This is a genomic window from Devosia sp. 1566, from assembly GCF_004005995.1.
GTDB lineage: Bacteria > Pseudomonadota > Alphaproteobacteria > Rhizobiales > Devosiaceae > Devosia.
The window spans coordinates 180,073-191,817 of the sequence record NZ_CP034767.1 but is presented as its reverse complement, the minus strand read 5'-3'; the positions used below and the strand labels follow the sequence as shown (position 1 = coordinate 191,817).

Below are 11,745 nucleotides of genomic sequence, written 5' to 3'. Positions count from 1 at the left end.
CGCACCACAAGGCTCACCTGCGATTGTGGAACATCGCGACCTCCGGCGGCGTTGCTCGCCCACCAATAGAGGCAAACATGGCAAGATCGCTTTCCCAATTGTTGAACCTGCGCAGCGTCATCAACTTCGCTCGTGGGGAAGCGAGTGTGCTGGCTGGCGTCGCCGTGGTGAGCGGGCTCGTGCTGGCGTTTCTGTCACTGGCCGACCAGGTCAGCGAAGGCGATACCGAGGCTTTCGACACCGCCCTCCTGATGTTGTTCCGCACGCCCGACCCGAGCCATCAGTTGATCGGGCCGCTGTGGGTGCAGGAGATGATGCGCGACGTCACCGCGCTGGGCAGCTTCGCCTGCCTCGGGCTCCTTGTCGTGGGCGTGGCGATCTATCTGGTGCTGGCAGGCCTGCGCCATGCGGCCCTCCTCATGGTGGTGTGCGTGCTGAGCGGCACGGCGCTCAGCACCTTGCTCAAGATGGGTTACGACCGTCCCCGCCCCGATCTTGAATCTTTTACCCACCAGTTTACCTCGAGCTTTCCCAGCGGGCACTCGATGCTCTCGGCGGTGACCTACCTTTCGATCGGCGCGCTGTTGGCGCGGCTGGCACCAACACTGGCGCTCAAGATCTATGCCCTGAGCGCTGCGGTTTTCCTCACCCTCTTGGTCGGGTTCAGCCGGCTTTATCTTGGGGTGCATTTCCCCAGCGATATTCTAGCCGGCTGGTGCATTGGCGCCGCTTGGGCGCTGCTCTGGAGCGTTATTGCCATCTGGCTGCAAAAGCGGGGGCATGTCGAGCAACCCCCCGCTGAAACCTTGAGCGACCGGACCGCTTAGGGGCCGCCGGCCACCGACCCGAGCACGGCCATCACCAGATCATCGAGATTGACGTCGCCTTCGACGCGCAGCCGATCGTCCTGGGCGGTGACTTTGAGCTTGTCAGGCTGGTTGCTGGCCTGGCGCTGCAATTCGCCGATAATGGTTTCGCGCAATTTGTCTTCAATCATCTCTGCCTCCTGGTTGTGCACCATTAAGCCGAGGCAAAGGGCGGGGTTCCCTCGCCGTCTTAGTTAAAGACGCGTCGCGGCTGGAACTGGCCGAATTGCACCGAGCCAGTGGCAATGGCCCGACCGCCATGGCTGGCCCAGGCTTCATCCAGCGTGACCGGGGCGCGTGCGCCAGTCAGCAGCACCGCATTGCCGTGGCGCACCGCATTGGCCTGCAGCGCATCGAGCCGCAGCTCGGGCAGCTCCACCAGCCCCGCCGCAACCGGCAGCAGCATGGCGTCGCGCGCCTCCGGCTCAACCGCTTCGAGCTGCTCGATGGTGATGGCGTCAGCATCGGTGAAGGGCCCGACGGCCGCGCGGTGCAGCATACCCACATGGCCCCGCGTGCCCAGAGCTTCGGCGATGTCACGCGCGAGCGAGCGTACATAGGTCCCCTTGCCGCAGGTTACCTCCAGCACCGAGCGTTCCGCGCTATGCTCCATCAGCTCGATAGTATCGATCTGCACAGGGCGAGGCGCCAGTTCCACCGCTTCGCCAGCACGCGCAAGGTCATAGGCGCGCTCGCCATCGATCTTGAGCGCCGAAAAAATTGGCGGGCGCTGCAGCAATTCGCCGGTGAACCGGGGCAGCACCGCACTCAGCTCGGCCTCGGACGGCCGATGCTCCGACTGGGCCACGACCGTGCCTTCGGCATCGTCCGTGGTTGTCGCCGTGCCCCACTGAATGGCAAAGCGATAGCGCTTGGTGCCGTCCTGCACCTGCGGCACCGCCTTGGTGGCTTCCCCTAAGGCGATAGGCAAGATGCCGGTCGCGAGGGGATCAAGCGTGCCGGCATGGCCAGCCTTGGCCGCGCTGAACAGCCAGCGCACCTTGCCGACGGCCTGGGTGGAGGTCATGTCGAATGGCTTGTTGAGCACCACCCAACCCGAAACGGGGCGCTTGACGCGCTTGGGGGCACTCACGCTTGCGTATCGTCCTCGTCGTCCTCGCCGGCCTTGAGGTCGCGCTGCACGCGATCCGAGCGCAGCAGCGCATCGATCCGGCTGGCTTCCTCGAAGGTTTCGTCGACGAAAAAGCGCAGCTCGGGCGCAAATTTCATGTTGATCTGCGGCGCCACCTGGCCGCGGATGAACTTGCGATGCCGGTTCAGCGCCGCCACGATTTCCTCGGCATGCTCGCCGCCCAGCGGCATCACATATGCATTGGCGATCTTGAGATCATTGCTCATGCGCACTTCGGGCACGGTGATCACCGCGCCATGCAGTGCATCGTCTTCCACATCGCCGCGCGCGAAAATGGCGGCCAGCGCGTGCCGCACCAGTTCGCCGACGCGCAACATGCGCTGGGTTGGCCCGAGGGGTTTTTGGTCTCTGCTCATTGCGGCCCCATAGGCCCTCACCGGTTGCTAGTCAACGCCCCACGGCAGCGCGCCCGCTTACGCGCTGGCGACACGAGCGGGTTTGGGCACGCCATCGGGCAGCACGCGATGGGGCGGCTGGTGGCCATCCATGAAGGCGCGGATATTGACGATCACCGTTTCTCCCATCTCCACCCGCGCTTCGATCGTCGCGGAGGCCATGTGGGCGGTTAGAACGACCTTGTTGTTTTCCGCCAGCGCCAGGAGCTTGGGATTGATGCCCTGGCGATGCTCGAACACATCAAGCGCGGCCCCGCTCAAATGGCCCGCTTCGATCGCCGCCACCAGCGCTGCTTCGTCCACAAGTTCAGGTCGCGACACATTGACCACGAAACTGCCCGCGCGCATCCGCCCGAGCCGCTCGGCGCCCAGGATCTGGAGCGTTTCGCGCGTCAGCGGCGTATGGAGCGAGACAATATCGACCGCCTCGAGCATGGCATCGAGATCGGGCCAAAAGGTTGCGCCCAGCGGCGTTTCGAGGCCCGGCGGACGCCGGTTGCGCGACCAATAATGGATATTGAGCCCAAAGGCGCGGGCGCGCTGCGCCACCGCGGTGCCGATGCGCCCCATCCCGACGATCCCCAGCGCCTTGCCGCGCAGGCGGTGCCCCAGCATGGAGGTCGGGGACCAGCCCGCCCAGGCGCGATCGCGCATCAGCATCTGGGTGCCTTCCACTAGCCGGCGCGGCAGCGCCAGCATCAGCGCCATGGCCATGTCAGCGGTGTCATCGGTCAGGACGCTTGGGGTATTGGTGACGGTGAGCCCGGCGGCCCAGGCTGCTTCCACATCGATATTGTCCACGCCATTGCCGAACTGGGCGATCATGCGCACCGAAGGGGGCAGTGCGGCAATCAGCGACGCATCGATCCGGTCGGTGATGGAGCATACCAGCACATCCTTGCCGATGCAGCCTTCGGCGATGTCGGCGGGCGCGAGAATGCCATCGGCCTCGTTGACGTCGGTCTCGAACAATGTCGCCATACGCGCCTCGATCGCTTCGGGCAGGCGGCGGGTAACGAGGACTTTGGGTTTCGTGCCGGTCATGCAGTCCCGATGCGTGGCGGAGGACAAGGCCTTCCGTTTTCAGCGACCATTAAGGATCATGCCTTAGTGATAGGACAAATGTATTCTTTGTGCAAAGTCATGTTTAGCGTGTTCCGCAGCGCAATGCGGTCCCGTGCCCGTTTGGCACTTGTTCCAATTCTGGCAGCGCTGCTGGCGCTGCCGGGCTCCCTCACGCCGGTCCAGGCCTGGGCGCAGGCCGACAATCCCAGCGGTTTGCCCCTGCCCCGCTTTGCCAGCACGCGCTCGACGCCCATCAATGTGCGCGTCGGCCCCGGCACCAAATACGACATCGCCTGGATCTACCGGCAGTCCGGCATTCCCGTGGAAATCGTGCAGGAGTTCGATACCTGGCGCAAGATCCGCGACCAGGATGGCGACGAGGGCTGGGTGCACCAGAACCTGCTGTCAGGCAATCGCGCCGGTTATGTCGCGCCGGTCGTCGCCAATGGCGAGATCGCGCTGCGCTCGGGCATGAACGACGATTCGGGCGTGCGCGCTCGACTTGGCGCGGGCCTGCGCGTCCAGATCAAGGAATGCGATGGCACCTGGTGCGAAGTCAGCGCCGCCGGCGGCGACGGGCAGCGCACCGCGACCTATTCGGGCTTCTTGCACCAGGAGGAAATCTGGGGCGTCTACCCCGACGAAGTGTTCAACTAGCCCGCTTGGGCCTCGAGCTCGGCGCATTGGCGGACCAGCCGGACCGCCCTGGTTTGCTTGGGGCAGGACGCACAAAGCCGGTCCGGCCACACCAGGTAATCAAGGCAACAGCCCTTGCGCGCCAGCACCAGCTTTTGGCGCCCATCCGGCAGCACCACGGGCTCCAGCGTTCCCTGCCCGACCAGATCCAGTGCCGCAAGCCAGCTCTGTGCATGGCGGCTGATCTCGTCGGGCGAAATCCCCGGCCGCATCCGTTCCAGCAGCGCCACGACCCCCAGCACCCGCGCGGCGAGCAAACGTTGCGCCGGCACGGGCTTGAAGCGCACGATCGCGTTGATTTCCTCGAGGAGTGTTTCGGCCGTGGCTCTCAGGTCCGCCGCGGCCCAGCCGATCATGGCCTCGACCTCGCCCTGCCGCTGCGGCCCGGGTGGCAGGCGAAAGCCGTTGATGTCGAGCATCTGCCGGCATTGCGACATCGCGCGGAGATCGGGGACGCCGCCATGGGCATGCACGGCGATCACCGCCAGGTAAGCCGGCTGCCACAACAGATTGGTCCACAGCCGCACCGCCCAGAAGGCGGGCCCACCCGCCGGATAGGCTTGCGCCAGCGCGTCGTAGAGGTCGCGCAGCATGGGGCCGTTATCGAGCCCGTGCCGGTACCAACCCGGCTTGTGGCTCCCGGGCGCACCCTTGAGAAAGCCGGTGACCTCGACCGCCCTGGCCAGGAGCCGGGTTAGCGCGATATCGGCATCATTGGGCGGAAACAAAAACGAACGGGCGGTCACTGGGAGGGTCCGGAACAAGCAGGGCTTAACCTATCGCGCTCCGCGGCCCGCTGCAAAGTCGGCGCGCGGCGCAGATTGACCCACCCCTCAGCGTCCTATCTATTCTGACGCGAGGAGCTCAGCCGTGATCGATTCAGCGGGCAACAATTGCCGTCAGGACCAAAGGTCGCGGATCGCACGGCCCATCCGGGCGTTGCCTCAGTGTGCGCCCCTTGCCGCAATCGCCCCCTTCCTCCTAGCCGGGATCCAGCGATGACTGAGCCCTCCGCCCGCATCGAGCCGATCGTCACTGCGCGTGGCTTGCGCAAGAAGTTTGGCCGCAAGGAGATCCTGCATGGGCTTGATTTCGATATTCCGGCGGGCCGGATCTATGGCCTGATCGGCCATAATGGGGCGGGCAAGACCACGACGCTCAATGCCATGCTTGGCCTAACCGATTGCCGTGGCACCATCCGGGTTCTCGGCCTTGATCCTTTTGCCCACCGAGCCCGCCTCATGCGCGACGTCGCCTTCATCTCCGATGTGGCGAGCCTGCCCCGCTTCTTGCGGGTGCGCGAACTGTTTTCGCTGGTGGCCAGCATCCACCCCAATTTCTCACCCGCCAAGGCGCAGAGCTTCCTTGAGGGCACCGATCTTAAGCCGGAGCTCAAGATCAAGAACCTCTCCAAGGGCATGCTGGCCCAGCTGCATCTGGCGGTCGTCATGGCCATCGACGCCAAGCTCCTCGTCCTCGACGAGCCCACCCTTGGCCTCGACATCACCTATCGCAAGCGCTTCTACCGCCGGCTGCTCGACGACTACATGACCGGCGAGCGCACGCTCATCATCACCACCCACCAGGTCGATGAGATCGAGTTCATGCTCACCGATGTGATGTTCATCCGCGATGGCGCCCTGATCCTGCACCAACCCATGGCTGATGTGGCGCAGAATTTCATCCAGCTGGTCAGCAATGATCCCGAGAACCAGGCCGTCGCCCGCGGCCTTGGCCCGGTCTACGAGGAAACCCGCTTCGGCCAAACGGTGATGATCTTTGACCATGTGCCGCGCGAGCAGCTCGAGGGCTTGGGCGTGCTGTCGACCCCTACATTGTCCGATCTCTTCGTCGCCCTGATGCAGCGACCCACCGCCAATGCGGAGCCAGTCCCATGAAGGCCTTTGCTGCCCTGATCTGGCGCGAGTTCCTCGAACATCGCGGCGCTTTCCTTTATGGCCCGCTTCTCTTGGTGGCGGTCCTGCTCGGCTCGACCATTCTCGCCTTCACCGTTGGGCGCATCGATATGCGCTTTTCGGGCGCCCTGTTCACCGCCGCGCCCATGCGCATCTATGAGTGGGGCTTTCTGGGCTTCGCCTTTGCCTGGTTGCTCTACCTCTTGGCGACGCTGTTCTTTTACTGCGCCGACAGCTTTGCCGCCGACAAACGCAACAATGCCATGCTGTTCTGGAAGTCGATGCCGGTGAGCGATTTCACGGTGCTGCTGTCCAAGCTGACCGCCGCGATCACCATCTTCCCCGCCATCATCTACCTCATTGCCCTCCTCAGCGGCCTGCTGCTGTTTGGCGTTGCCGTATCCACCTCTGCCATGAATGGCGGGGGTGGCTATGCGCTGCTTGGCAATGTGGCCGGGGTTTATGGCCAGATCGCCGCCAGCCTTCTCGTCGTTCTGGTGGTGGGCCTCTTGTGGTACCTGCCCTTCATGGCCTTTGTCGGCGCCCTGGCTGCCGTGGTCGGGCGCTGGGCCATTCCCCTGTCGCTGCTGTTCCCCTCCATTCTCTCCACCCTCGAATGGGTGGTGTTTGGCGGTGGCTGGCAGCCGCTCAGCACCCGCACCTGGGAATATCTGCAATACCGCGCCGACTTCCCGTTGACGCAAGGCTATATCGAGGCCTGGACCACCACCGCCGCGACCTTCAGCTTTGTCGACTTCGCCACTGACCTCGTCGCACGCATCAGCTGGACCCAGATCGGGATCGGCGTCGTGCTCGCCCTCGTCTTGGTGTTTTTTGCCAGCCAGTATCGCCGCCGCGGCATTGGCGAGTAGCGCTCGGCGCACAGCATGGCGGAACCGGCGCCCGCGACCGGGGTTACCTTGTGCAACCCCAAGCGGAGGCGACCATCATGCTGGATCCCAAGGATTTGCTGGGCGGTGCCGAGCGAGGCCGCCTGTCTGTCGACCTGCCCCATGAAGTGGCGGCCTTTGCCAGCCGGCATGGCCTGTCTATCGATGAGGCGCGCGAAATTCTGGCGCGCACCGGGGATCGCGAAGATCCCGACGCCGCCGCCGAACGTCACAAGCGCCCCCTTTGATCCCCACGAGTGTGCCCATGCAGCCCCATCCCGACCACAGCCCCATCCCCGATCTTGATGCCGACCTGCTGCCGGGCATTGACCGTTTCGTGGCCGATCATAGCCAGACCTCGGCCGGCCAGCTCAGCCGCAATGATGCGATCAACCGCATCCTGCGCGACTGGCTGCAGCGCGAGGGCTATATCGAGCCTGACAACGAGTCCCGGGATTTCGACGATCCCAGCCACTAGAGCCGGGTGGCGCGCCGTGCCATGCTAGCCCCAAAGCTTGGTGGGGAGGCTGCGCAATGAGCCCGTCCGAACAACTCGACCACTTGATTGCCGAACTCGGCGACTGGCGCGGTGACCTGCTCGCCCGCGCGCGGCGCGCCATTCTCGCCGCCGATCCCGCGATCATCGAGGAATGGAAATACCGGGGCAGCCCCGTCTGGTCCGCCAATGGGCAGCTGGTGGTGGGCAATGCCCACAAGGACAAGGTCAAGCTCACCTTCTCGCATGGCGCCAAGCTCGATGATCCCGATGGATTGTTCAATGCCGGGCTCGAGGGCAATCTCTGGCGCGCTATTGACCTCTTCCAGGACAGCCCGCTCGACGAATCCGCCCTCACCCAGCTGGTCGCCAGGGCCGTCGCCTATAATCGCGCCCGGCAAGCGCCCAAGCCGCGCCAGGGTAAAACTGCGCCTCCCACCCCCTAAACCCCGCCGGTCAGGGCCGCGGCGCGGGATCGCTGGGGCTGGTGAGACCCGGATCGGCGGCGACCGGGTCGGGCTGGTTTGACCCTTGGCTGAATACCAGCAGGGCCACGACCACAATGGCAGCAACGATCAGTCCGGCAATCCATTTACGATCCAAGGCAGGCTCCTCCACTCGCGCTGCACCCCAACGGACGGCCGGGCATTTGGCTCCGCTCCTCACGCCTATTGCAAATGATTTGCAATTGCACTACCTTCCGAAGGGTCAACTGAAACATGCCTGGGATGCCTATGCCTCGCTATCTTCTTTCCGCGCTGCTTGCCGTTGCCACGCTTTGTTCCACCCTGCCCGCCCAGGCACAGGATCGGTTCAAGGCCGTCACCTCCTTCACCATCATTGCCGATATGGCCCGCAATGTTGCGGGCGACGCTGCCGAAGTGGTTTCCATCACCAAGCCCGGGGCCGAGATCCACAACTACCAGCCGACCCCGGGCGACCTCGTGGGCGCGCAGGACGCCGATCTCATCTTGTGGAACGGGCTTAATCTCGAGCAATGGTTCGAGCAGTTCCTGGGCAATTTGCCCGATGTCCCTAGCGTCGTGGTCAGCGAAGGCATCGAGCCCATCGGCATTGGCCAGGGCCCCTACCAGGGCAAGCCCAATCCCCATGCTTGGATGTCGCCCACTGACGCGCTGACCTATGTTGCCAATATCCGGGACGCCTTTGTGGAGCACGATCCGGCCAATGCTGAAACCTACAAGGCCAATGCCGAGGCTTATTCGGCCAAGATCCGTGCCTCGATCGATCCACTGCGTGCCCAGATCGAGGCTATCCCCGAAGAGCGGCGCTGGCTCGTGTCCTCGGAAGGCGCCTTCTCCTATCTCGCCCGCGACCTGGGCCTCAAGGAGCTCTATCTCTGGCCCATCAATGCCGATCAGCAGGGCACGCCCCAGCAGGTGCGCCGCGTGATCGACACCGTGCGCGCCAACAACATCCCCGCAGTGTTCTCTGAATCCACCGTCTCGCCCCGGCCGGCCGAGCAGGTGGCGCGCGAAACTGGCGCCCATTATGGCGGCGTGCTTTATGTGGACTCGCTGTCGGACCCCGATGGCCCCGTGCCGACCTTTCTTGATCTTCTTGCCGTAACCACATCCACCATCGTTGCGGGGTTGCGCCCTTGAATGCCCTTGTCGAACCCGGCCTCGAGGTCGCCGATGTGACCGTTGCTTATCGCAACGGCCATACCGCCCTGCGCCATGCCAGCTTTGCCATTCCACGCGGCACCATCACCGCGCTTGTGGGTGTCAACGGCTCGGGCAAATCCACCCTGTTCAAGGCCATTATGGGCTTTGTGCCGCTCAGCACCGGTTCGGTCAGCATTCTGGGCCTGTCTGGCAAGGCAGCGCTCAAGCGCAACCTCGTCGCCTATGTGCCTCAAAGCGAGGATGTGGACTGGAACTTCCCGGTGCTGGTGGAAGACGTGGTGATGATGGGGCGCTTCGGGCATATGAACATGCTCCGCATCCCCCGCGCCGTTGACCACCAGATGGTCACCTCCGCCCTTGAGCGCGTCGACATGCTTCCCTTCCGCAAGCGCCAAATCGGCGAGCTATCGGGCGGCCAGCGCAAGCGCGTCTTCCTCGCCCGGGCCCTCGCGCAAGAGTCGGCGGTGATCCTGCTCGACGAGCCGTTCACCGGCGTGGACGTCAAGACCGAGGACGCCATCATCGCCCTGCTCAGCGCGCTCCGGGACGAAGGCAAGGTGATGCTGGTTTCAACCCACAATCTGGGCTCGGTGCCTGAATTCTGCGACCGCACTGTGCTGGTCAAGGGCACCGTCCTCGCCCATGGCCCCACTCCCGAGATCTTCACCCGCGAAAATCTCGAACTCACCTTTGGCGGCGCCCTGCGCCATTTCGTGCTCGCCGGGCAGGGCCTGCATGCCGATGACGATCCGCGCCAGGTCTCGGTGCTCACCGACGATGAGCGGCCACTCGTCATGTATGGCGAAAAGGGCAAGATGACCACGCAGCAATCGGGTGCCGAGCCATGATCGAAGCGCTGCTGCAGCCCTTTACCTACAACTACATGATCAATGCTATGTGGGTGTCGGCGCTGGTCGGCGGCGTTTGCGCTTTTCTGTCGGCCTATCTGATGCTCAAGGGCTGGAGTCTCATCGGCGACGCGCTTTCGCACTCCATCGTGCCCGGTGTCGCGGGCGCCTATATGCTGGGCCTGCCCTTTTCACTCGGGGCGTTCCTGTCGGGCGGTCTGGCGGCCGGCGCCATGCTGTTTCTCACCCAGCGCACCAAGCTCAAGGAAGATGCGGTGATCGGGCTGATCTTCACCGGCTTTTTCGGGCTGGGGCTCTTCATGATTTCGCTCTCGCCCACCTCGGTCAATATCCAGACCATCGTCATGGGCAATATCCTGGCCGTCACGCCCAACGAAACCCTGCAGTTGGTGATCATTTCCTTGGTGACGCTGGGCGTCATGCTCCTCCTCTGGAAGGATCTGATGGTCACGTTCTTCGATGAATCCCATGCCCGCTCCATCGGGCTCAACCCGCCGCTGCTCAAGGTCATCTTTTTTACCGTGCTCAGTGCCTCCACGGTCGCGGCCATGCAAACCGTGGGCGCCTTCCTCGTCATCGCCATGGTCGTCACCCCCGGCGCCACCGCCTATCTCCTGGCCGACCGGTTCGGGCGCGTCATCACCATCGCCGTCCTTGTAGGAACGCTGTCGAGCCTTGCCGGCGCCTATCTCTCGTTCTTCCTCGATGGCGCCACCGGCGGCGTGATCGTGTGCCTGCAGACCATCGTGTTCCTGCTGGCCTTTGTGTTCGCCCCCAAGCACGGCATTCTCGCCAATCGCCGTCGCGCGGCGCGGGAGATCGCGCAATGAGCGATTTCTGGCTTTACGCCCTGTGGCCCTTCAGCTTTCCGTTCATGACCAACGCCATGCTGATTGCGGTGCTGGTTGCCGTGCCCACGGCGCTCCTGTCCTGTTTTCTGGTGCTCAAGGGCTGGTCGCTGATGGGCGACGCGATTTCCCACGCCGTGCTCCCCGGCGTCGTGCTCGCCTATATCATTGGCCTGCCCTTTGGGGTCGGTGCCTTTATCGCGGGCATGGGCTGCGCCCTTTCGGTCGGCTTTCTGACTGAGCATAGCCGCATCAAGGAAGACACTGTGATGGGCGTGGTCTTTGCCGGTCTCTTTGGCCTCGGCATCGTGCTCTACACCGCCATCCAAACCGATGTGCATCTCGACCACATCCTCTTCGGCGATATCCTGGGTGTAGATGGCGGCGATCTGGCGCTGTCGGGGATCATCGCGGTCCTTGTTTGTGGCGTGCTCGCCGCCAAATGGCGCGACTTTCTCCTGTTCACCTTCGATCCCCAGCAGGCCGGCGCTATCGGCTTGCCCGTGCGCGCCCTGCATTACGGGCTGCTGGTGCTGCTTTCCCTCACTATTGTCGCCGCCCTTTCGGCAGTGGGCATCGTGCTGGTGGTCGCCATGCTGGTGGGCCCCGGTGCCATCGCCTTCCTGTTGTCCAAGCGCTTTGGTCCAATGATGCTGCTGGCCACGGCTATTTCCGTGAGTTGCTCGCTCCTGGGCATTTATCTCAGCTTCTTCATCGACTCCGCCCCCGCTCCCACGATCGTGCTGCTGCTCAGCGGCGTCTTTGTAGCAACCTTCATCTGGACCACGCGTCGCCCCGCGCCGCTGCCGGTTTGACCCCGGGGCATATCCCCGCGCCGATCACCTGTGATGGCGTGGGGCCCTTTCGCAACGCCTGTCCCCCTCTCCCGTTAACCTACCGGC

17 protein-coding genes are annotated in these 11,745 nt (G+C 64.0%); 11 read left to right on the top strand and 6 right to left on the bottom strand.

Features of this window, described 5'->3' with window-relative positions:
- Positions 1-77: 77 nt before the first annotated feature.
- Positions 78-827: a phosphatase PAP2 family protein gene (locus ELX51_RS00895; protein ID WP_127751743.1), complete on the top strand. Its 750-nt coding sequence runs from the start codon at positions 78-80 to the stop codon at positions 825-827.
- On the opposite strand, the gene ELX51_RS19865 is transcribed toward ELX51_RS00895, so the two are convergent.
- The 4 genes from ELX51_RS19865 to ELX51_RS00880 are packed head-to-tail and all read right to left on the bottom strand — an operon-like array spanning position 824 to position 3,458.
- Positions 824-997: a hypothetical protein gene (locus tag ELX51_RS19865; protein ID WP_164854694.1), complete on the bottom strand. Its 174-nt coding sequence runs from the start codon at positions 995-997 to the stop codon at positions 824-826. The genes ELX51_RS00895 and ELX51_RS19865 overlap by 4 nt on opposite strands.
- A gap of 59 nt (positions 998-1,056) precedes the next feature.
- Entirely contained in the window at positions 1,057-1,959 is a 903-nt protein-coding gene (truB, locus tag ELX51_RS00890; RefSeq protein ID WP_127751742.1) for a tRNA pseudouridine(55) synthase TruB, read from the bottom strand.
- Positions 1,956-2,375 (bottom strand): 30S ribosome-binding factor RbfA, encoded by a 420-nt coding sequence (rbfA, locus tag ELX51_RS00885; RefSeq protein ID WP_127751741.1) that lies wholly within the window; start codon positions 2,373-2,375, stop codon positions 1,956-1,958. Before rbfA ends, truB begins: the two co-directional genes overlap by 4 nt.
- A 57-nt stretch (positions 2,376-2,432) precedes the next feature.
- Positions 2,433-3,458, bottom strand: a complete 1,026-nt coding sequence (locus tag ELX51_RS00880; RefSeq protein ID WP_127751740.1) for a D-glycerate dehydrogenase — start codon at positions 3,456-3,458, stop codon at positions 2,433-2,435.
- A 141-nt stretch (positions 3,459-3,599) separates the two neighbouring features.
- Here ELX51_RS00880 and ELX51_RS00875 point away from each other — a divergent pair, with 141 nt between their 5' ends.
- The gene (locus ELX51_RS00875; RefSeq protein WP_164854693.1) at positions 3,600-4,136 is read left to right on the top strand and encodes an SH3 domain-containing protein; all 537 of its coding nucleotides are present in this window, start codon (positions 3,600-3,602) and stop codon (positions 4,134-4,136) included.
- On the opposite strand, the gene ELX51_RS00870 is transcribed toward ELX51_RS00875, so the two are convergent.
- Complete coding sequence (locus ELX51_RS00870; RefSeq protein ID WP_164854692.1) at positions 4,133-4,921, bottom strand: siderophore ferric iron reductase; 789 nt, start codon at positions 4,919-4,921, stop codon at positions 4,133-4,135. The genes ELX51_RS00875 and ELX51_RS00870 overlap by 4 nt on opposite strands.
- Before the next feature lie 252 nt (positions 4,922-5,173).
- On the opposite strand from ELX51_RS00870, the gene ELX51_RS00865 reads away from it, so the two are divergent.
- From ELX51_RS00865 to ELX51_RS00845, 5 genes are all read left to right on the top strand, one after another.
- A complete protein-coding gene (locus tag ELX51_RS00865) occupies positions 5,174-6,073 on the top strand; it encodes an ABC transporter ATP-binding protein (protein WP_127751737.1) in 900 nt (299 codons plus the stop codon).
- Positions 6,070-6,963 (top strand): hypothetical protein, encoded by an 894-nt coding sequence (locus ELX51_RS00860; RefSeq protein ID WP_127751736.1) that lies wholly within the window; start codon positions 6,070-6,072, stop codon positions 6,961-6,963. Before ELX51_RS00865 ends, ELX51_RS00860 begins: the two co-directional genes overlap by 4 nt.
- A gap of 77 nt (positions 6,964-7,040) precedes the next feature.
- The gene (locus ELX51_RS00855) at positions 7,041-7,229 is read left to right on the top strand and encodes a DUF3606 domain-containing protein (protein WP_127751735.1); all 189 of its coding nucleotides are present in this window, start codon (positions 7,041-7,043) and stop codon (positions 7,227-7,229) included.
- Positions 7,230-7,246: 17 nt separating this feature from the next.
- Positions 7,247-7,459: a hypothetical protein gene (locus tag ELX51_RS00850; RefSeq protein ID WP_127751734.1), complete on the top strand. Its 213-nt coding sequence runs from the start codon at positions 7,247-7,249 to the stop codon at positions 7,457-7,459.
- Between the two features lie 56 nt (positions 7,460-7,515).
- Entirely contained in the window at positions 7,516-7,923 is a 408-nt protein-coding gene (locus ELX51_RS00845) for a DUF1801 domain-containing protein (RefSeq protein ID WP_127751733.1), read from the top strand.
- Positions 7,924-7,933: 10 nt separating this feature from the next.
- Here ELX51_RS00845 and ELX51_RS19860 read toward each other — a convergent pair whose 3' ends face one another.
- The gene (locus ELX51_RS19860; protein WP_164854691.1) at positions 7,934-8,080 is read right to left on the bottom strand and encodes a hypothetical protein; all 147 of its coding nucleotides are present in this window, start codon (positions 8,078-8,080) and stop codon (positions 7,934-7,936) included.
- 125 nt (positions 8,081-8,205) lie between these two features.
- Between ELX51_RS19860 and ELX51_RS00840 the strand changes: the two genes are divergently transcribed.
- From ELX51_RS00840 to ELX51_RS00825, 4 genes are read left to right on the top strand one after another with little or no spacing between them, the layout of a single operon-like run.
- Positions 8,206-9,102, top strand: a complete 897-nt coding sequence (locus tag ELX51_RS00840) for a metal ABC transporter substrate-binding protein (RefSeq protein WP_127751732.1) — start codon at positions 8,206-8,208, stop codon at positions 9,100-9,102.
- Positions 9,099-9,974 carry a manganese/iron ABC transporter ATP-binding protein gene (locus ELX51_RS00835; RefSeq protein ID WP_127751731.1) on the top strand — a complete coding sequence of 292 codons (876 nt, stop codon included), beginning with the start codon at positions 9,099-9,101 and terminating at the stop codon, positions 9,972-9,974. The genes ELX51_RS00840 and ELX51_RS00835 overlap by 4 nt, the downstream gene beginning before the upstream one ends.
- Positions 9,971-10,825 carry a metal ABC transporter permease gene (locus tag ELX51_RS00830; protein ID WP_164854690.1) on the top strand — a complete coding sequence of 285 codons (855 nt, stop codon included), beginning with the start codon at positions 9,971-9,973 and terminating at the stop codon, positions 10,823-10,825. The genes ELX51_RS00835 and ELX51_RS00830 overlap by 4 nt, the downstream gene beginning before the upstream one ends.
- Positions 10,822-11,658, top strand: a complete 837-nt coding sequence (locus ELX51_RS00825) for a metal ABC transporter permease (RefSeq protein ID WP_127751730.1) — start codon at positions 10,822-10,824, stop codon at positions 11,656-11,658. Before ELX51_RS00830 ends, ELX51_RS00825 begins: the two co-directional genes overlap by 4 nt.
- Positions 11,659-11,745: the final 87 nt, after the last annotated feature.

What these genes read in the sequence shown, in the direction of transcription:
- ELX51_RS00895 (WP_127751743.1), top strand. Translation starts at nt 78, where the DNA reads ATGGCAAGATCGCTTTCCCAATTGTTGAACCTGCGCAGCGTCATCAAC.
- ELX51_RS19865 (WP_164854694.1), bottom strand. Translation starts at nt 997, where the DNA reads ATGATTGAAGACAAATTGCGCGAAACCATTATCGGCGAATTGCAGCGC.
- rbfA (WP_127751741.1), bottom strand. Translation starts at nt 2,375, where the DNA reads ATGAGCAGAGACCAAAAACCCCTCGGGCCAACCCAGCGCATGTTGCGC.
- ELX51_RS00880 (WP_127751740.1), bottom strand. Translation starts at nt 3,458, where the DNA reads ATGACCGGCACGAAACCCAAAGTCCTCGTTACCCGCCGCCTGCCCGAA.
- ELX51_RS00865 (WP_127751737.1), top strand. Translation starts at nt 5,174, where the DNA reads ATGACTGAGCCCTCCGCCCGCATCGAGCCGATCGTCACTGCGCGTGGC.
- ELX51_RS00860 (WP_127751736.1), top strand. Translation starts at nt 6,070, where the DNA reads ATGAAGGCCTTTGCTGCCCTGATCTGGCGCGAGTTCCTCGAACATCGC.
- ELX51_RS00855 (WP_127751735.1), top strand. Translation starts at nt 7,041, where the DNA reads ATGCTGGATCCCAAGGATTTGCTGGGCGGTGCCGAGCGAGGCCGCCTG.
- ELX51_RS00850 (WP_127751734.1), top strand. Translation starts at nt 7,247, where the DNA reads ATGCAGCCCCATCCCGACCACAGCCCCATCCCCGATCTTGATGCCGAC.
- ELX51_RS00845 (WP_127751733.1), top strand. Translation starts at nt 7,516, where the DNA reads ATGAGCCCGTCCGAACAACTCGACCACTTGATTGCCGAACTCGGCGAC.
- ELX51_RS00840 (WP_127751732.1), top strand. Translation starts at nt 8,206, where the DNA reads ATGCCTATGCCTCGCTATCTTCTTTCCGCGCTGCTTGCCGTTGCCACG.
- ELX51_RS00830 (WP_164854690.1), top strand. Translation starts at nt 9,971, where the DNA reads ATGATCGAAGCGCTGCTGCAGCCCTTTACCTACAACTACATGATCAAT.
- ELX51_RS00825 (WP_127751730.1), top strand. Translation starts at nt 10,822, where the DNA reads ATGAGCGATTTCTGGCTTTACGCCCTGTGGCCCTTCAGCTTTCCGTTC.